The sequence below is a fragment of the Mesorhizobium sp. CA6 genome, from assembly GCF_020165035.1.
Lineage (GTDB): Bacteria > Pseudomonadota > Alphaproteobacteria > Rhizobiales > Rhizobiaceae > Mesorhizobium.
Window position 1 is genome coordinate 197605 of sequence record NZ_JAIUHI010000001.1, and the last position, 19822, is coordinate 217426.

Consider the following 19822-nt stretch of genomic DNA (forward strand, 5'->3'; position numbering starts at 1 on the left):
CATGGTCCGCAATGGCGGTCGCCTTCTTGTCGAATGCCTGATCGCCTTAGGCGCGACCAAGAGCTTTGGCGTGCCCGGCGAAAGCTATCTCGCCGTTCTCGACGCGCTGCACGATACCAAGGGCAGGCTGGACTATGTGCTTTGCCGCAATGAAGGCGGCGCGGCGTTCATGGCCTCGGCCTACGGCAAGCTGACGGGATCGCCCGGCATCTGCTTAGTGACCCGCGGCCCAGGCGTGACCAATGCCAGCATCGGCATTCACACCGCGATGCAGGATAGTTCGCCGATGATCCTCTTCGTCGGCCAGGTCGGCACCGATATGAAGGGCCGCGAGGCCTTCCAGGAGATCGACTACCGCGCCGTCTACGGCACCGTCGCCAAATGGGCGGTCGAGATCGACGACGTTGAGCGCCTGCCTGAAATCTTGGCGCGCGCTTGGACCACCGCCTTGACCGGCCGGCCCGGCCCCGTCGTCGTCGCGCTGCCCGAAGACATGCTGACGACCGCGACCGAGGCCGCGCCGCTCAGCGGCCCTGCTTCGATTTTCGAAGCCGCTCCGTCGCAGGATGCCCTTTCGTCGGCGCTTGAGATGCTGGTTGCGGCCGAGAGGCCGGTGCTGCTGATAGGCGGGGCCAACTGGACGGCAAATGGACGCGCCGCGCTCCAGGCCTTCGCCGAGCCTTCCGACATCCCCGTCATTGCCGCCTTCCGCTACCAGGACCAGTTCGACAACCATTCGCCAGTCTTCGTTGGCGAAGCCGGCGTCGGCATGGTGGCGCATGTCAAGACGCTGATCCGCGATGCTGACGTGATCTTGGCTGTCAATGTCCGCTTCGGCGAGATGACGACCGACGGCTACACGCTGCTCGACGTTCCGGTGCCGCGCCAGAAGCTGATCCATGTGCACGGCTCCGACCGCGAAATCGGCAAGATCTACGTGCCCGCGATCGGCGTCCATGCCGGCCCGAACGCTTTCGCCAAGGCGCTGACGCCGGTGAAAGGGGACTGGGCCAACTGGCGCGCGGCAGCGCGCAAGGCCTATGAAGCCACATTCGCAGCACCCGTCCAGCCCGGCCCGGTCGACATGGTCGCGGTCACCGCCTGGTTGCGCGAGACCTTGCCGGCCGACGTCATCCTCACCAACGGCGCCGGCAATTTCACGGTGTGGCCGAACAAGTTCTTCAAGTTCGGGCCGGACGCGCGGCTGCTTGCCCCGCAGTCTGGCGCCATGGGCTATGGCCTGCCTGCAGCCATCGCCGCGAAAGTCGCGTTTCCGCAGCGCACAGTCGTATGCTTTGCCGGCGACGGCGACTTCCAGATGAACTGCCAGGAGCTCGGCACGGCTATGCAGGCCGGCGCGCAGCCAATCGTGCTCATCATCAACAACGGCATATACGGCACGATCCGCGCGCATCAGGAACGCAACTATCCGGCCCGCGTCTCCGGCACCTCGCTGGAAAACCCGGACTTCGTGGCGCTGGCAAGGGCCTATGGTTTTCACGCCGAGCGCGTCGAAAGCAGCGGGCATTTCGCGGCGGCGTTCCGGCGGGCCCAGCAGTCTGCGACCGGCGCCGTTCTCGACATCGCCATCTCGCCCGAAGCGCTCACGCCCCGGCAGACCCTTTCCCAGATGCGCGACGCAGCACTCGCTTCGCAGAAGGCCACGGCATGACCTCCAGATCAGACGACATTCGCCTCGGCGCGGACATCGGTGGCACCTTCACCGACATCGCCCTCGATGTCAGGGGAACGATGTTTTCGACCAAGGTGCTGACCACTTATTCGGCGCCCGAGCAGGCGATCCTCGACGGTATTGAGGTGGTGATCCGCGATGCCGGAATTTTGGCGGCCGAGATAGGCATCATCATCCACGGCACCACGCTCGCCACCAATGCGCTGATCGAGCGGCGCGGCGCCAGGACCGCGCTCGTCACGACAGAAGGCTTTCGCGATGTGATCGAGATGCGGACGGAGAACCGCTTCGAGCAATACGATCTCAACCTGCAACTGCCGACACCGCTGATCCCGCGCGAGGACCGCTTTACCGTCAAGGGCCGCATCGGCGCCGAGGGCCAGGAACTGCAACCGCTCGACGAAGCAGCCCTAGAGGAAATCGCCGAGCGGATCTTGGCCGGCAATTTCGGCTCGGTGGCGATCGGCTTCATCCACGCTTATGCCAACCCCGACCACGAGCGCCGGGCGCGCCAGATCCTCGCTCGCAAGCTTACCATCCCGATCTCGATCAGCGCCGAGGTCTCGCCGCAGATGCGCGAGTTCGAGCGCTTCAACACGGTCTGCGCCAACGCCTATGTGCGGCCGCAGATGGCCGACTATCTCGCCCGCCTGCAGACGCGCCTCAAGGACATGGGCGCCGAGTGCCCGGTCTTCATGATCCATTCCGGCGGCGGCCTGATCTCGGTGGAAACTGCTTCTGAATTCCCTGTCCGGCTGGTCGAGTCCGGTCCCGCGGGCGGCGCCATTTTTGCCGCCGACATCGCTCGGCGCTTCGGCCTGGAGAAGGTCGTCTCCTATGACATGGGCGGAACCACCGCCAAGATCTGCCTGATCGAGGATTTTGCGCCGCGCACGGCGAGAACCTTCGAAGTGGCGCGCACCTATCGCTTCTCCAAGGGCTCCGGCATGCCGATCTCGATCCCCGTGATCGAGATGATCGAGATCGGCGCCGGCGGCGGCTCGATCGCGTGGGTGGACGCTATGGGCCGTATCCAGACCGGGCCGGAAAGCGCGGGCTCGGAACCTGGCCCGGCCTGCTACGGCCGCGGCGGCAAACGCCCGGCGATCACCGACGCCGACCTGGTGCTCGGCAAGCTTGATCCGCACAATTTCGCCGGCGGCGCGATCAAGCTCGACATCTCCGCTTCCGAGCAGGCGATCCTGCGCGATGTCGGCGAGCGCCTGTCGCTGAATGCCATGTCGACCGCCTTCGGCATCTGCGAGGTGGTGGACGAGAACATGGCCAACGCCGCCCGCGTACACGCCGTTGAGAACGGCAAGAACATTTCCGACAATCTGATGATCGCCTTTGGCGGCGCAGCGCCTCTGCATGCGGCAAGGCTTTGCGAAAAGCTCGGCATCGATCAGTGCATCGTGCCGCGCGGCGCCGGCGTTGGATCGGCGATCGGTTTCCTCAAGGCGCCGTTCGGCTACGAGGCGCTGGCCTCGAAACTGACGCGCCTTTCGCGCTTCAAGCCGGCCGAAGTCAACGCCCTGCTCTCCGATCTCAAAGCCTCCGCCGAAGGCTTTGTCCGCACCGGCGCCAGTGGCCAGATCGTCTGCGAGATCACCGCCTTCATGCGCTATGCCGGCCAGGGCTGGGAAATCCCCGTGCCGGTATCGGACGAGCCGTTCGGCGACGATGCGGCCGCCAGGCTCAAGGCGCTGTTCGAGACCAGCTATCAGCGCTTCTTCGGCCGCGCCATCGACGGGCTCGACGGGCTGGAGATTGAGATCGTCACCTGGTCGGTGAAGGCGACCGATATTCGTCCGGCCGGCACCACGCACGAGCTCACCGCAGGCAAGAAGACCAGCCAACCGACGACGACCCGCGCGGTCTTCGATCCGGCAACGGGGGCGCCGCAGAGCTACGGCATCGTCGAACGCGAGGCGCTGTGCGCCGGCGATCGCATCGCTGGCCCGGCCGTCATCGTCGAGCGCGAGACATCGACCGTTGTCACCACCAGCTTCGACGCCGTCATCCAGAGCGACGGCGCGATCCTCCTGACCCGCAAAGGCAGCCAGGCATGAGCGATATTGGCGAAATCCGCATGCAGGTCATGTGGAACCGGTTGATCTCGGTGGTCGAGGAGCAGGCGCTCACGCTTTTGCGCACCGCCTTCTCGACCTCGGTGCGCGAATCCGGCGACCTGTCGGCCGGCGTGTTCGATCCGCGCGGCCAAATGCTGGCGCAGGCGGTGACCGGCACGCCCGGCCACGTCAACACCATGGCCGAAGCCGTGCTGCATTTCATGAACGAGATCCCGCGCGATCAAATGTTCGAGGGCGACACTTACGTCACCAACGATCCCTGGCTCGGCACCGGCCACCTGCACGACATCACCATGGTCTCGCCGTCCTTCCTCAATGGCAAGCTCGTCGCCTTCTTCGCCTGCACGGCGCATGTGGTCGATGTCGGCGGCCGCGGCTTCGGCGCCGACGGCAAATCGGTCTATGAGGAAGGCATCCAGATCCCGATCATGAAGTTCGCCGAGAAGGGCAAGGTCAATCTCGACCTCGTCCGCATCCTGCGCGCCAATGTCCGCGAACCCAACCAGGTCGTCGGCGATTTCTATTCGCTCGCAGCCTGCAACGAGGTCGGCCATCGCCGCCTCGTCGACATGATGAAGGAGATCGGCCTCACCTCGCTCGACGGGCTCGGCGACTTCATCTTCTCGCGCACTCGCGACGCGATGCTCGAGCGCATCGAGGCGCTACCCAAGGGAAGCTGGTCGAACGAGCTGGTGACCGACGGTTATGACGAGCCGGTCAAGCTCGCAGCGACGGTCTCAGTCCGCGACGACCATGTCGAAGTCGATTTCACCGGCACAGATCCGATGAGCCGCTGGGGCATCAACTGCCCGATCATCTACAGCAAGGCCTATGCCTGCTATGCGCTGAAATGCATGGTGGCGCCCGACATTCCCAACAATGCAGCCTCGCTCGCCTTCTTCACCGTATCCTCACCGGTCAACATCCTGAACGCCGTGCGACCGGCGCCGGTGGCGCTCAGGCATATTTTCGGCCACATGGTTCCCGATCTGGTGCTCGGCGCCTTCTCGAAGGCGTTACCCGGAAAAATCCTCGCGGAAGGCGCCGGCGCACTCTGGAACATCCATATTTCGGCGCGCCCTGTTTCAGGCGCATCCGGTCGCCGCGCCGAAGTGCTTATGTTCAATTCCGGCGGCATGGGCGCCCGCCCCGAGCTCGACGGCTTGTCGGCGACGGCCTTCCCGTCCGGCGTCCACACCATGCCGATCGAGGCCACCGAGCATACCGGCCCGATCGTCATCTGGCGTAAGGAGCTGCGCCCTAACTCCGGCGGCGACGGCGAATTCCGCGGCGGCCTCGGACAGATCATCGAGATCGAGGCGACCGATGGCCACGAATTCGACTTCTCGGCCATGTTCGACCGCGTCAATCATCCGGCCCACGGCCGTAACGGCGGCAAGCCGGGCACTGCCGGCCTGGTCAAGCTCGACGACGGCACGAAGATGCGGCCCAAGGGCTGGCAGCATGTGCCGGCGGGACGCCGGCTGATCCTCGAACTGCCAGGCGGCGGCGGCTATGGCGATCCGGCTAAACGCCGTGCGGCCGCACGAGCCAACGATCGGTCCAAGGGTTACATCACGGAGAACGACTGATGAGCTATATTGCCTCGCGCCTTTCGGTGGTGAAGCCTTCGGCCTCGATGGCCGCTTCGCAGGCCGCCAAGGCGCTACGCGCCAGGGGCGTGGACGTGATCGATCTCGGCCTGGGCGAGCCCGACTTTCCGACGCCCCTCCACATCATCGATGCCGCGCATTTCGCGGCGAAAGCGGGACAAACCCTCTACACCGCCGCTGCCGGCACGGCCGAGGTGCGCCAGGCTGTGGCCGGCAAATTCCGACGCGAGAACGGCCTGGACTACACGGCCGATGACATCGTGGTGGCCAACGGCGCCAAGCAGATCATCTTCAACGCGCTGATGGCAACGCTGGAGACGGGCGACGAGGCGATCCTGCCGGCGCCCTACTTCGTCTCCTATCCCGAAATGGTGAAGCTGCTCGGCGGCACGCCGGTCGTCGTCGAATGCCCGGAGACCACCGGTTTCCGGCTGACCCCAGCGCTCTTGGAAAAAACAATCACGCCGAGGACGAAATGGCTCTTCCTCAACATGCCGGGTAATCCATCCGGCGCGGTCTATTCGGAGTCGGATTTGCGCGCACTCGGCGCCATTCTAGCCATGCACCCGCAAGTGCTCGTCCTCTCCGACGAGATCTACGAGCACATCCTGTTCGACGGGCGCGAGTTCGTTTCCTTCGGCAAGGCCTGCCCCGAGCTCAAGGACCGCACGCTGATCGTCAACGGCGTCTCGAAATCCTACGCGATGACCGGGTGGCGCGTCGGTTACGCGGCGGGACCCGCGCCGCTCGTCAAGGCGATGTCGACGATCCAGAGCCAGTCCTGCACCTCGGTGTGCTCGATCGCGCAGGCCGCGACCGTAGCCGCGCTCAACGGTCCGCAGGACGAAGTCGCGCGCTTCCGCCAGGCTTTCGAGAGGCGCCGCGATCTGGTCGTGGACGGCATCGGGAAGATCAACGGGCTGACGCTGTCGCCGCCGGAAGGTGCCTTCTATGCCTATATCGGCTGCGCCAGCCTGATCGGCCGCAAGACCCCGAAGGGCGTCGTGCTGGAAGACGATACCGCGGTTGCGAATTACCTGCTGAGTGAAGGCCGGGTGGCGTCGGTGCCCGGCGGCGCCTACGGACTGTCACCCTATTTCCGCATCTCGACCGCGACCAACGAAGAGGTGCTGGCCGAGGCGATCTCGCGGATCAATACCGCCGTAGCGCAAGTGGAGTAAACGATGCCGCATTACGAACGTATCCTGATCACCGGCGCCGCCGGCCGGCTTGGATCGGAGCTGCGCAAGGGGCTGGTGCCGCTGGCCAAGACGATTCGCCTGGCGGGGCGCCACCCGTTCGGCGATCTCGCGCCTCACGAAGAGGAAGCGGTTTTCGATCTCGCCGACATGGAAGCCGCGATCGCAGCGACCAAGGACTGCGACGCGATCGTGCATTTCGGCGGCGCGCCGCTCGAATGCGAGTGGCAGACCATCCTCGATTCCAGCATCCGCGGCTCCTACCACATCTATGAAGGCGCCCGGAAACATGGCGTCAAGCGCGTCATCTACGCCTCGTCGGTGCATGCCATCGGCTACCACGAGGTCGAGGCGCATATCGGCGTCGACGCGCCGGTGCGTCCCGACAGCCTCTACGGCGTGTCGAAAAACTTTGTCGAGAGTCTCAGCCGGCTCTATTGGGACAAGTTCGGCATCGAGACGGTATGCCTGCGCATCTTCTCGTCCTTCCCTGAACCGGCCGACCGCCGTATGCTGTGGTCGTACCTATCCTTTGCCGATTGCGTGCGCCTGGTCGAGGCATCGCTGACCGCGCCGCGCGTCGGCCACACCATCTCTTACGGCATTTCCGATAACAAGCTGAAGATGGTCGACAACAGCGGCGCGAACCATCTGGGATTTATCCCACAGGACAGCGCCGAGCCATTCCGCGCCGCCGTCGAGGCGAAGACGCCGGTTCCCGATCCGAAAAGACCGTCAGTGAAATATCTCGGCGGCTGGTTCTGCGAGCTCGGCCATCCGGACGACAAGCCGTCCTGAGGGTCGATCCGCAGGGCGCACGCATCCGTCTCCGCGTCACCAGTAGGGAGGCGCCGAACCAAGCGCACCGAGGGTGGCGGATTCAATTTCGCGTCGTCTGCCTCTGGAATCCGACGACATCCGGCATTGTCACCCTGCGATGTCCGCTTCCCGGAGGAGGCAAAGCTCTGCTGGAATGGCCGGCATCAGGCGCAAAGCTGGGCGCCAAACTCAGTCAGCCGTTGTAAACTGCTCATTCGACCTTCGAGATAAGAAAAGGCGAGCAGATTGAAGACGTGCTCGTCTTCGGCGCTATAAGGGACACATCGGCCGACGTCTACGAGTCCGCGCCTTGTCGCCCGAAAGCCAAGATTGCCATCGGTTGCGCTATTCTCAACGGCATGCTGGCCGGTGCACGCCCGGAGTCCCTTCGTTGCGCACAAGCAGAGACGAGCCGGCGGTATCAAAGATCCTATTGCGCCGCAAGTCGCACCCTTGCTCCAACGCCCCCAAAATCCTGATCTAATAATGATTGTGTTGAATGCGTTTCGCTGATTAGCTGTCTTGCATAAGTCCGGGACAGGGTTGGCAATGTTGTCCGGGGAGGACCGCGATGCCGGTGCTTGAAGTTCGCCATGTTTCCAAGAACTTTGGAGCCATCCAGGCCCTGACCGACGTCAGCTTCCAGGTAGAGCGGGGCGAAGTCGTGGGTCTCATGGGGGACAACGGCGCCGGCAAGTCGACGATAGTCAAGACAGTGGCCGGGAACTTCCCGCCGAACGACGGCGAAATCGTAGTGGACGGCGAGGTTTGTCAATTCCACAAACCCGTCCAGGCGCGTGCTAAAGGAATCGAAGTCGTCTATCAGGACCTGGCGCTCGCCGACAATCTAACGGCCGCGCAGAACGTCTTTCTTGGCCGTGAGATCAAGAAGGGCTTCTGGCCGATCAGGGTGCTCAATAAGCAGGCGATGATCGACCGCTCGGCAGCGCTGTTCGAAGAACTCAAATCGGAAACCCGACCGCGCGACCTGGTCAGGAAGATGTCGGGTGGGCAGCGCCAAGCGGTAGCCATCGCACGAACCCGGCTTTCGAACGCCAAGCTGGTGTTGATGGACGAGCCGACCGCCGCAATCTCCGTACGCCAGGTGGCGGAAGTGCTCGAACTGATCCGACGCCTCAAGGCGCAAGGGGTCGGGGTCATGTTGATCAGCCACCGCATGCCTGACGTTTTCGCCGTCGCAGATCGTATCATCGTGCTGAGGCGAGGTTCGAAGGTTGCCGACAAGCAGGTCGACGACACCTCGCCCGAGGAAATCACCGGACTAATAACGGGGGCCATCCGTGGCGAATAGTGCTCGGCAGTCGGTTAGCGTCAGGGAGTCGCTCGTGGAAACCAGCCGCCCGGCCATGGCGGACTTCATCCCGACCAAGGAGAAGACGGCGCTGCAGCGTGTGGTTTCAAGTCAGCCATTCTGGGTGACAATCGCGCTCATTGCTCTCGTCATGTTGATGACAGCCATCGAGCCGAGCTTCGGCACCTCCGAAAACGTCGCCAACGTCACGCGCAACTTCGCACCTTTCGGCCTCATGGCGCTCGGCATGACGGTGGTGATCATCACCGGTGGCATCGATCTGTCGGTCGGGTCGATCATGGGCCTGGTGGCCATCGTCGCCGGCCTGTTCCTGACCTGGCACTATCCTTGGTACGTCGCCTTCGCCATCGGCCTTTTCTCCGGTCTGGCCTGCGGCGCGGTCAACGGGTTCTTTGTTGCTTATGTCGGAATGCCGTCCTTCGTGGTCACCCTCGGGATGCTGTCCGTGGCGCGTTCGCTGGCGGTCGTGTTCTCGGCCAACCAGATGCTCTACCAGTTCGGGCCCGATGCTCCGATCGTGAAGGCGATCGGTCAGGCGAGATGGCCGCTGCATGGGCCGCAGGACTGGGCACCCCACTGGATACCGGGACTGTCATCGCAGTTTTGGACTATGGTGATTCTGGCCCTAATCGTCGGCTTCGTGTTCAATTTCACCGCCTGGGCCCGACATCTCTTCGCCATCGGTGGTAACGAGGAGGCCGCCCGGCTTACCGGCGTGCCGGTCGACTGGATCAAATTCCAGGCCTATGTCTTCTCGGCTTTCACCGCCTCGCTCGCCTCGCTGCTGCTGCTTGGTTACAACGGCTCGGCCATCAATGCCATGGGCCAAGGTTATGAGCTGCGCGTGATCGCCGCGACAGTCATTGGCGGAGCCAGCCTCATGGGCGGCGCCGGCACGGCGTTCGGCGCGATAATCGGTTCGGCCTTCCTCGAGGTGATCAGGAATGCACTGCTGATGGCCGGCATCGATTCAAATTGGCAGGGTGCCTTCGTGGGCGCCTTCATCGTTCTTGCGGTTCTTTTGGGCATGCAAACCGGCGGCAGATCGATGCTCGCAGCGTCGCTGGCAGCCTTGATGCCCAAACGAAGCCGTTAGAAACCCGCCGGCGGGAGGCCTGCGGGATCACACCAAGGAGGAGAACGTCCCATGAGAAAACATCTGTTGACGGCGGCCGTGGCGCTTGGCGCAATGGTGCTCGCCGTTTCCGGCGCCCAGGCGAAATACACCTTCGCCCTGGTGCCGAAGAACATGAACAATCCTTTCTTCGACCAGGCACGCGACGGCTGCAAGAAAGCCGAAGCCGAATCGAATGGGGCCCTGGAGTGCATGTATATCGGCCCCGGAGAGCATGGGGGCGGCGACGAGCAGGTACAGATCGTGCAGGACCTCGTTGCCAAGAAGGTGGACGGCATCGCCGTGTCGCCATCGAATGCCGCGGCGATGGCAGTCGCGCTGCAGGCAGCCAAGGAAGCCGGCATCCCGGTCCTCACCTGGGATTCCGACCTCCTGCCCGAGAACAAGGATCTTCGCGCCGCCTATATCGGGACCCACAATTATGAGATCGGCGTGAACCTTGCCAAGCTTGCCATGCAGATTAAGCCCAAGGGCGGCACGATCTGTATCCAGTCGGGCGGCGCGGCGGCGGCCAACCACAATGAGCGCATGCAGGGCATTCGCGATACGCTTTCGGGCACCAAATCGGCAGCCTCGCCCGGGGATCGGCTGACGGGCCAGAATGGCTGGACCGAAATCGAAGGCTGTCCGCTCTATACCAACGATGATTTCCCGCTTTCGGTGCAGCAATTCGAGGACATCATGGGGAAAAACCCGAACCTCGACGCATTCATCCCAACCGGTGGCTTCCCGCAGTTCATCCCAGATGCCAACCGAGCTGCGGTAGCCCCGTACAAGGACAAGATCGCCTCGAAGGCCCTGGCCCTTGTCGTCGCCGACACGCTTCCCGTCCAGATCGATCAGATGAAGGAAGGTCTCTCCCTTGGCCAGGTCGGCCAGCGGCCGTTCGAAATGGGCTACAAGACGATGATGGCATTGAAGGATATGAAGGACGGCAAGGCTCCGCCGGCTGACCCGACCTACACCGGCCTCGACGTCTGCACTCCGCAGACGGCGGATACCTGCGTCGCCAAATAGGGTTTTTTGGGCGGGAGGCAACTCCCGCCCGTTCGTTGAAGCGAGATGCGGCTAGATTGAAGCATTCTCATCTCGCTCCAGGGGCTTCAATGTCGGAATTGTTCTCGCTCAAGGGCCGTGTCGCATTGGTCACGGGTGCTTCGCGCGGCCTCGGCTTCGCCATGGCCAAAGCACTTGCGGAAAACGGTGCGACGGTAATCGTCAACGCCCGCGGCACGAACGCCCTCTCCGCGGCGGCGGAAAGCATCGGGGCCGAAGCCCTGCCGTTCGACGTTGCCGACGCGGCGGTCTCAAGGGCGGCGCTCCAAGCAATCGTCGAACGCCACGGCCGCCTCGATATCCTGATCAACAACGCCGGCATCCAGCATCGCAGGCCTTTGGTCGAATGGGAGGACGAGGATTTCGACCGTGTGATTGCCGTCAATCTGTCGGCCTGCTTTCGCATGATGCGTGATGCAGTGCGTCTGATGCTGCCGAACAAATTCGGCCGCATCATAAACACTGGATCGGTTGCGGCGATCCTTGGCCGTCCCACCATTCACGCCTATGTGGCGGCAAAGGCGGGCCTGCATGGACTGACGCGCTCCGCCGCCGCCGAAATGGGCCGTCACGGGATAACAATCAACGCGATCGCCCCCGGCTATTTCGCAACCGAGCTCAATACCGCGCTTATCAACGATGAGGCTTTCACCAAATGGGTCGAGGCACGAACCCCCGCAGGCCGCTGGGCCAAGCCTGAGGAACTCGGCGGAGCCGTGGTGTTTCTCGCCTCTAACGCTGCCGGTTACGTCAATGGACATGTGCTGGCGGTGGACGGCGGACTATCGGTTTCCCTCTGACCTGCGAACCGCAGCCCGTCAGAGCCTGTTCCGGATGGCACTGGCGGCTTCAACGTCACGGCCGCGCCGGCGCGTTCATTAGGACCCGCCGATATGAGCCAGTGTTGGCTATGCAAGTACCGCGAGCAGGTTTGTTCTCTGCGCGGGGCATCTTGCCGACTTCAGTCAACCCCGGGCAGACGCACTCCTGCCAAGCCGGCCGGCGGAGACCTGTTCTTTCTTCCGCTCGCCTGTCGTTTCGGGCGCAAGCTCGCTGATGTCGCCGGCCACGACGGAACGTGTGCGCTCCAGCATCGCGGGGATCTCCCGAGCCGGTAGTGGCCGACTGAACAGGAAGCCTTGCGCTTCCGTGCAGCCTTCTCTTCGCACCCGTTCCAGTTGCTCGGCCGTCTCTATCCCTTCGGCGGTGGTCTGCATCCCAAGGCTGTTGCCGAGGCTGGTGACGGCCCGGATGATGGCGACGGAGCTGTCGATATCCTCAGCGTCCTTTACGAAGGACTGGTCAATCTTGATCTTGTCGAACGGAAACGAGCGCAGATAGCTCAAACTCGAATATCCGGTCCCGAAGTCGTCCATCGCGATATGGACACCCAGCAAGTGGATCTGTTGCAGCATCGCGAGAGTAGCCTGGGTGTTGGCCAGCAGCACGGTCTCGGTGATTTCAAGCTCGGGACGGCTCGCGGGCAATCCCGAGGCATCCAACGCTGCGACAATCGTCGAGAGCAAGCGGGCATTGCGAAACTGCGTCGGCGACAGGTTGACGGCAACCCTGATGCCTTCGGGCCAGCTTGCTGCGTCGAGACAGGCTTGCTTGATCACCCATTCCCCAATCGGAACAATCAAGCCGATCTCTTCAGCCAAGGGGATGAACTCGGACGGCGAAACGATACCCCGCGTCGGGTGATGCCAGCGCAACAGCGCCTCGAAACAGCTGACCTCGCCGCTTTCGAGATTGAGGAGCGGCTGGTAGTAGATCTCGAACTGCTGCCGTCCCAACGCGTCGCGCAGATCGAGTTCGAGAACCCGCCGCGCCTGCATGCGGGCATCCATGTCCGGCTCGAAGAACCTGTATGTTCTGCGACCCTCCGCCTTTGCCCGATAGAGCGCCATGTCGCCGTTCTTGAGCAACTGGTCGGCGTTTGTGCCGTCGTCAGGCGCAATCGAGATGCCGACGCTGGCGCTGACGGTGACGCCATGGCCGTCGGCGATATAAGGCGCGCTCAGCGCATCAATGACGCGTTGCGCAAGGGCGGTGGCCTCGACCGGCTGATCGACCCCATTTTGAATGATCACGAACTCGTCGCCACCTAGTCTGGCAACAGTGTCGTCCTCGCGCACGATCTGCTTCAGCCTTGCGGCGACCTCCTTGAGCAAGGCGTCGCCGACCGGATGCCCTAGCGTGTCGTTGACAGTCTTGAAATGATCGAGATCGAGGCAAAGGAAGGCGACCTTGCCATCTCTGCGAGCCATCTCGGCCAAGGCGTCCTCTGCGCGTTCGCGAAACAATATCCGGTTTGGAAGATCGGTAAGCCCGTCATGGCGAGCCATGTGCGATATGCGAGCCTCGCTGCGCCGCAAGTCGGTCACGTCGTGATGCGTGGCAAGCCATCCGCCGCCCGGCAGCGGCTGATGAATGAGATCGATGGTGCGCCCGTCCCTGAGCTCCACCAGGCTCACGACGCGCTCGGCGCGGTCGATGGTCGCCGAGAGCTCTTCCAGATATCTGTCCGGGTCCTGGCCTACATAAAGTCCCGCCGCAATCCGGAAACGCATCAAATCGGCCCACCGGGAACCAGGGTGGGTCAGGGCCTCCGGCAGGCGATAGAAGTCGGCATAGGCCTGATTGCAGAAAACCAGCCGTCGGCCGGCATCGAACATACATAGGCCCACAGGCATGTTCGCGGCAGCGGCAGCCAGATTCTGCCGCTCCAACTCGGCATCGCGAGCCAGGGCGATGCTGCGCTCCAGGCTGGCGCGGTAGCCGGCAAAGGCCGTGAACAATATTCCGACCTCGTCGCGCCGATCCTTTCTGAGCGCAACCAGCGTCGAGCGGTGTTCCCCTCGCGTCAACCGGTGCATCGCTTCGCTCACGGCCAGGATCGGCTTGCTGACATTATGGCGAATCCAGGCGACAAGCACGCCAAGGCACACGGCAGCAAAGGCGATCGCGGCCCAAACGAGCCGCTGCGCGATGGTGTAGGTGCGGTCCGCGATGGCTGCGGCAGCCTTGCTGCGCTGATTGGTGAGTGCCAAGAGGCCATCCAGCCGCTGAGCCGCCGCCGCAATCGTGGGGAGCGACACCGCCTCGAACTCGTTAGCTGCCTTCGTTCGCTCCGCGGTATCGAGAAGTGGAATGATCGACGACAGGGAATCTTGATACGCCGTCCAGAGGTTGACGAATTGATCGAACAGTTCCTGCTCGGCAGGTGATCCGGCGCTCCTGCGGTAGGCGCGCCGATCTTGGAGCATTTCTTCGCTCTCTCTCGCCATCTCCTTGTCGATGTCAGCGATTTGCTGAGAGTTTTCGGCACGCATGCGCAGCGTCGCGTAGAGCCGGTGCTCCGCAAGGTTGCGCTTCATCTCGTCGACGATCTGCACCTGGGGCAACCAAACTCCGGTGATCTCGCTCGTGACCTTATTGAGCGACCGCAGCTGTGCGACCCCAAATACCCCGACCGTCACGGTGCAAAGCAGTGCCAATCCAAAGCCCAGCGTGAGCTTGCTGCCGACACTTATGTCCTTGAACCGTTTCATGTTAACGCTGACCTGATAAGGTCAGTCCCGCCCGCAGGCGCCAATAGCGGGACTGATTGGAAGCGCCTCGCCAATCTCGCGCTGAAATGTATTAAGGCTGACTTAAGATGGTGTTTAGCGTAATCTGCACTTCGTCGTTGTCTGCTTCAACGATATGACGACCGGGGCACTTATCCTTTGCGCTTGTGAACAAAGAGATATTCGCCGCTCAACAGGGATGGCGGGTCAATACTCTTCTGGACGTTGAGGTAATCCGCTACATATTTAACGATCGGGCAGCTGTCGAAGGAGACCGCCTAAGCACGTGACTGCTGCCAAAGGGACCCGCTGATTTCGGGATGGAGGAAAGCCGTGGAAAATCAGGCCGGCTCGGCACCCAATGTAGCTGACTTTGTCATTCACAAGGTTCTGGACACGTTCGAATACTCCGACCGCGGCGCGGTGGTCACGATGGTCGATCCGCGGGGCGCACGCATCCGTCTCCACGTCACCATCGTCACCGGGGAGTTGCTTTGCGAACATATTGCCGAAGCGCTGGAGCAGCGATACGGGAAATAGAATGTCTCCTGCAACAGCACACTCATTCAACAGCGAGCCCTCGGAATCGAAGAGCAAGGCGGCATGACACGGGCATTGCTCAACCTACGAATACCCCGGTGTAGCAGCCACCTGCTACCAACGACATCCATTTCGGCACTAACTAATATGAATGGCGGACTCGACTGTGGCAGTGTAAGGTCCGCTGCAAGCAAGAAAAATTGCCATACCGGCACTGCCGACGAATCTGGGAGGATTCATGGTCGAGATCATCTCCAAGCGGGATGGCCCGCGGCGCGAGGATGCTCAAGTCAAAAGGCTGATTGAGCAGAACCGCTCAACCATCGTGCGCCTTGCCGACCAGCTCAGCGCCGGCGGTTATTCAGCTTCGAAACAGCCACGCCAGAAACCGAAGGCTCAAGGCCTTATCTTTCACGTTGGCGGCGCAACCGGATCTGTGGCCGAGGCCAACCCGTCCGTGCATGTCAGCCTCAATGGGCGTGTGATCTCGAAGGATCAAAACACAGGCCGTCAGCTTCATCATATCGGCGATATCCGCGATCGCGGCGGCGAGCACATTTTCGTATTGGCCACCAAGCAGAACGGCTACTTCGCGCCGGTCGACGAAGCCGTCGCCGCGAAGCTTGCCGAAATGGACGGGCGTCGCCTCACCGCCACCTACTCCGAAGAACAGCTCGCCACCGACATCGGCGCGAAACTAGGTATCAATTGACCGGTAAGCGATTGGACCGGCTTCGGCACGTCCGATCCAAGACAGCATACAGCATTGGCATGCCTCGAAGGTTCCGTAATGACTGAATGAAACGCGATCCTGGGCCTAATCAGATGAAGATCGATGCTCTTCAGACGCGTGCGTCGTTGGCCAGCAATCAAATCGCTCTGGGCAGCATCGACTATGACGAGCGCGCCACCATGCGCGCTTGGGAAGATTTTCTGGCGGACGAGCCCAAATGTGTCCGCGATCCGATCCGCCCAAGCCACGTCCGCTCCCTCATTCACGACTCCTGGTATCGCAGCGCCACCGGCGGCATCAACGCTCAGGGAATCGAAGCGCCGCTGAGCAGCGATCGCGACGAAATCGAGTACCTGACCCGGGCCAATGCCGAACTGCTCTCGGCGGCGCGCCGATCCTTCGCCTCCATCGGTCAGTTGCTGGAGGGCACCGGCGCGATGCTGGTTCTTGCCGACAGCGACGGCGTGCTGATCGATGCCATCGGCGACAAGAAGACCCTGCATGACGGCATGGATATTCATCTGGCCATCGGCGGCAAATGGAATGAGGGCGCCGTCGGGACCAACGGCATCGGCACGGCGCTGTGGACCGGGGAACCGACTTTCGTCCATGCGGCGGAGCACTTCTGCGCCGGCATCAAGTCCTGGACCTGCGCCGGGGCGCCGATCCGCGATCCGCTGGACGGCAAGATAGTCGGGGTCGTCGACTTGTCAGGCTACTCGCCGATCTTCCGACCGCACAACACCGCGCTTGTCGCCGCCACGGCCCGCCAGATCGAAAAAGCATTGGCAGAGCAGCAACAGGAGCAGCGCACACGCCTGCTCGAAGCTTTCATTTCCTCGGCTCCCGGCTATCGCCGAAAAGATGGACTGGTGATCGTCGATCATCGCGGGCGCGCGATCTACCGAAACAACCTGCCCGACGGCGAAGCCGCCGAAATGACCAGCGGCCCGATAGACGCGGGCCGCGGCCGCTGGCTGATGAACCTTCCGTCGTCGGGTTCGGAGGCCGATATCGCCAAGGCTCTGCCGGCTCATCTGCGCTCCTGCCACATCACACCGCTCAAGCTCGATGGCGACTTGCGCGGCGCGGCGCTGGTGTTCCCGTCGGCGCCGACAGTTTCGAGCCTGACCGTGATCAACCGGGAGGCGGACAAGCATCTTCAAGACGCAGCCGCAATGATAGTCGGCGAGAGCGAGGCACTGCTTGCCGCAGTCGATGTCGCCTGCCGCGTCGCGCGATCGAAAAGCGTCGCCTCGCTGCTGGTCGAAGGCGAGACCGGCGTCGGCAAGGAGCTGTTCGCGCGGCTCGTCCATGCCGGCAGCCGGCGTACGGACAATGACCCGTTCATCGCGATGAATTGCGGCGCCATCACAAAGGACTTGTTCGGCAGCGAGCTGTTCGGCCATGTCGCCGGCGCCTTCACCGGCGCATCACGCGACGGCAAACCGGGTGTCTTCGAGCTTGCCAATGGCGGCGTGCTCAGCCTCGACGAGATCGGCGAGATGCCGCTCGAGATCCAGCCGTTTCTGTTGCGTGTCCTGGAAGAGCGCGTGGTCCACCGTATCGGCGACAACCGAGGCCGGCCAGTCGACGTCCGGCTCGTCGCCTCGACCAATCGAGACCTCAAGCAGGAAGTCGCTGCGGGTCGTTTCCGCCGCGACCTCTATTATCGGATCGGCGCCGTCTCGATCACTGTGCCGCCGCTGCGCGATCGCGGCGAGGACGTGCTGCTGCTGATCGAACATTTCAACCGGAAGATCGCCGCTGCATCAGGCGACGAGCCGTTGGAATTCTCGCAGGAAGCTGTCGCTGCATTGCTCGCCTATCGGTGGCCGGGCAATGTGCGCGAGCTGAAGAACCTCGTCGGACGGCTGCACATCCTGGCGCGCGGCCGCGGTATCGGACTGCACGACCTTCCCGAGGAAATCACGGATGGCGGTTCCAAGCCGCAGCCGGGCAGCAACACGGCAGCCTCCCCCGAAGAGCCCGCTGGCACGCTAGCCGAGGCGGAACACCAGGCGTTGAAGAATGCGCTGACCGCGGAGGGCGGCAATCTCAGCCGGGTGGCGCAGCGGCTGGGCATTTCCAGGCCAACGCTCTACCGCAAGCTCGAGCAATATGGCATCCGGCGCGGCTTCGTCTGAACACGCAGCAAAAAAGAAACCCATGGCGTTCCGCCATGGGCTTGGGAATCTTACCGACAAAAAGGCAGCGGCCGATCAGGCGAGCTGCGGTGCCGGTTCGCTGGCGCCGATCATCCCGGCGCGCAGCACCAGTCCGGCTGCGGCAGCGCCAAGGCGCCACGATATAGAGCCAGAGCTGCGACAGCGCGCTTCCGCCGGCAAACAACGCGGGCCCTAGCGAGCGGGCCGGATTGACCGAAGACCCTGACACGGCAATGCCGGCGAGGTGGATCATGACCAGCGTCAAACCGATCGCCAGGCCGGCCAGAGCACCCGCGCCGTCCTCCGCAGTGGCACGCAAGATGACGAGCAGAAAGAGGAATGTGGCGACTGCCTCGAACAAGAACGCCGAAGTCGCCGAATAGGCCGACCAGCCGTTCTGGGCAAAACCATTCGCCGCGACGTCATAGCCGCCGCCTTTGCCTTGCGCCATCACGTAGAGCACCGCCGAGGCAGCGATCGCCCCCAGACATTGCGCGACCACGTAGCCGGCGAGATCGTTGGCCTTCATCCGGCCCGAAACGAAGACGCCAAGGCTTACCGCCGGGTTGAGATGCGCGCCGGAAATCGGCCCGATCGAATAGGCCATCGCAATCACCGACAGGCCGAAGGCCATTGCAACACCTAGCAGTCCGACCTCGGAACGCATGAACAGAACCGTCGCGCAGCCGAAGAAGACCAGCGCGAAGGTTCCGACGAATTCACAGATGTATTTGTTCATTTTTCCTCTCCGGATTATGACGCCTGGACCGGATACCGCGGCTTTCCGCGCCCATCCGGGCCCAAGGTTTTCAGGGAACGATGACGCCGCGGCCGGTGAAGCGCCGGTTCTTGAAGTCGTCGAGCGCGGTGTTGATGCTGGCAAGGTTGTACTCGGTGTAGTGCATCTTGACCTTGCCGTCGGCGTTGAGCTCCATCAGTTCGACGAGCTCGGTGAAATTGCCGACCAGGCTGCCGCCGATGTTGATTTCCTCGATGACCAGATGCGCGGTCGGCACGTTGACGGCGCCGCCATAGCCGACCACGAACAGCTGGCCGCCCTTGCGCACCATCTTCCAGCAGATGTTTTCCACGCCAAGCTCGCCGACGAAATCGATGACCACATGGGCGCCGCCGCCGGTGATCGCCTTTACTTCCTCGACGACGTTCGGCCCGCCGTCGAGGACGAAGTCGGCACCGAGATCCTTGGCCAGCACCCGCGCGGCAGGCTCACGATCGACGGCGATTATCCGGCAGCCTGAAATCGCATGCAGCGACTGCAGCGCGATGTGTCCGAGCCCGCCGATGCCGAGCAGGACGCAGTAGCTCCCCGGCCGCAAAAGCTTCGCCGCCCGTTTGGCGGCGCGATAAGCGGTGATGCCGGCGTCTGCCAGCGGCGCCACTTCGATCGGCGTGACATTGGCATTGAGCTTGATCAGCGAGCGCTCGCTGGTGATGAAATATTCGGCGAAGCCGCCATTCATGCCCAGTCCAGGGAACTGGCCATTGTCGCAGTACATATCCTCGCCGTGCCGGCAGTTGAGGCAGATGCCGCAAGAGCGGAACGGATGGCAGATCACGGCATCGCCGCGCTTGACCGATCTGACGCCGCTGCCGACCTCCTCGACCCAGCCGGCGTTCTCATGACCCATGATGTAAGGCAGAAGGCTGCCGTCGGGGTCCATGGTCGGTTTCCACACACCTTCAATGATATGGAGGTCGGTGCGGCAGAGGCCGGCGGCACCTACCCGCACGATGACCTCGTCCGGGGCCGTGATCGTCGGCGCCTTGACCTCCTCGATCTTGAGCTTGACGTTCATGTGCGGGTCGTATTCGTAAAGTCTTGCGGCTTTCATCGTCGTGTCCTTTCA

Annotated in this window: 15 protein-coding genes; 12 read left to right on the plus strand and 3 right to left on the minus strand. The window is 62.8% G+C overall.

What is annotated here, in order from left to right:
* Nucleotide 1 precedes the first annotated feature (1 nt).
* The 9 genes from LB526_RS00875 (at nucleotide 2) to LB526_RS00915 (ending at nucleotide 11741) form a co-directional block, all read left to right on the plus strand.
* Nucleotides 2-1672 carry a thiamine pyrophosphate-binding protein gene (locus LB526_RS00875; protein WP_224625711.1) on the plus strand — a complete coding sequence of 557 codons (1671 nt, stop codon included), beginning with the start codon at nucleotides 2-4 and terminating at the stop codon, nucleotides 1670-1672.
* The gene (locus LB526_RS00880) at nucleotides 1669-3765 is read left to right on the plus strand and encodes a hydantoinase/oxoprolinase family protein (RefSeq protein WP_224625712.1); all 2097 of its coding nucleotides are present in this window, start codon (nucleotides 1669-1671) and stop codon (nucleotides 3763-3765) included. Before LB526_RS00875 ends, LB526_RS00880 begins: the two co-directional genes overlap by 4 nt.
* Entirely contained in the window at nucleotides 3762-5378 is a 1617-nt protein-coding gene (locus LB526_RS00885) for a hydantoinase B/oxoprolinase family protein (RefSeq protein ID WP_224625713.1), read from the plus strand. The genes LB526_RS00880 and LB526_RS00885 overlap by 4 nt, the downstream gene beginning before the upstream one ends.
* Complete coding sequence (locus LB526_RS00890; RefSeq protein ID WP_224625714.1) at nucleotides 5378-6580, plus strand: pyridoxal phosphate-dependent aminotransferase; 1203 nt, start codon at nucleotides 5378-5380, stop codon at nucleotides 6578-6580. The genes LB526_RS00885 and LB526_RS00890 overlap by 1 nt, the downstream gene beginning before the upstream one ends.
* Nucleotides 6581-6583: 3 nt before the next feature.
* The gene (locus tag LB526_RS00895) at nucleotides 6584-7396 is read left to right on the plus strand and encodes an NAD-dependent epimerase/dehydratase family protein (protein WP_224625715.1); all 813 of its coding nucleotides are present in this window, start codon (nucleotides 6584-6586) and stop codon (nucleotides 7394-7396) included.
* Between the two features lie 592 nt (nucleotides 7397-7988).
* Nucleotides 7989-8729 (plus strand): ATP-binding cassette domain-containing protein, encoded by a 741-nt coding sequence (locus tag LB526_RS00900; RefSeq protein WP_224625716.1) that lies wholly within the window; start codon nucleotides 7989-7991, stop codon nucleotides 8727-8729.
* A 34-nt stretch (nucleotides 8730-8763) separates the two neighbouring features.
* Nucleotides 8764-9846, plus strand: a complete 1083-nt coding sequence (locus tag LB526_RS00905) for an ABC transporter permease (protein WP_224517261.1) — start codon at nucleotides 8764-8766, stop codon at nucleotides 9844-9846.
* A 51-nt stretch (nucleotides 9847-9897) separates the two neighbouring features.
* A complete protein-coding gene (locus tag LB526_RS00910) occupies nucleotides 9898-10902 on the plus strand; it encodes a sugar-binding protein (RefSeq protein WP_224523067.1) in 1005 nt (334 codons plus the stop codon).
* An 89-nt stretch (nucleotides 10903-10991) separates the two neighbouring features.
* Nucleotides 10992-11741, plus strand: a complete 750-nt coding sequence (locus tag LB526_RS00915) for a glucose 1-dehydrogenase (RefSeq protein WP_224625717.1) — start codon at nucleotides 10992-10994, stop codon at nucleotides 11739-11741.
* Between the two features lie 165 nt (nucleotides 11742-11906).
* Here the strand turns inward: LB526_RS00915 and LB526_RS00920 are convergent, their stop codons facing one another.
* On the minus strand, nucleotides 11907-14495 hold the full coding sequence (locus LB526_RS00920; protein ID WP_224625718.1) for an EAL domain-containing protein: 2589 nt from the start codon (nucleotides 14493-14495) through the stop codon (nucleotides 11907-11909).
* A gap of 351 nt (nucleotides 14496-14846) precedes the next feature.
* On the opposite strand from LB526_RS00920, the gene LB526_RS00925 reads away from it, so the two are divergent.
* From LB526_RS00925 to LB526_RS00935, 3 genes are all read left to right on the plus strand, one after another.
* Entirely contained in the window at nucleotides 14847-15053 is a 207-nt protein-coding gene (locus LB526_RS00925) for a hypothetical protein (protein ID WP_224625719.1), read from the plus strand.
* A 238-nt stretch (nucleotides 15054-15291) separates the two neighbouring features.
* Entirely contained in the window at nucleotides 15292-15765 is a 474-nt protein-coding gene (locus LB526_RS00930) for a hypothetical protein (RefSeq protein WP_224600596.1), read from the plus strand.
* A gap of 146 nt (nucleotides 15766-15911) precedes the next feature.
* Nucleotides 15912-17933: a sigma-54-dependent Fis family transcriptional regulator gene (locus LB526_RS00935; RefSeq protein WP_224625720.1), complete on the plus strand. Its 2022-nt coding sequence runs from the start codon at nucleotides 15912-15914 to the stop codon at nucleotides 17931-17933.
* Here the strand turns inward: LB526_RS00935 and LB526_RS00940 are convergent.
* Entirely contained in the window at nucleotides 17845-18693 is an 849-nt protein-coding gene (locus tag LB526_RS00940; protein WP_411966922.1) for an aquaporin, read from the minus strand. The two genes, LB526_RS00935 and LB526_RS00940, sit on opposite strands and share 89 nt — an antisense overlap.
* Before the next feature lie 70 nt (nucleotides 18694-18763).
* On the minus strand, nucleotides 18764-19807 hold the full coding sequence (locus LB526_RS00945) for an NAD(P)-dependent alcohol dehydrogenase (RefSeq protein WP_140535659.1): 1044 nt from the start codon (nucleotides 19805-19807) through the stop codon (nucleotides 18764-18766).
* Nucleotides 19808-19822: the final 15 nt, after the last annotated feature.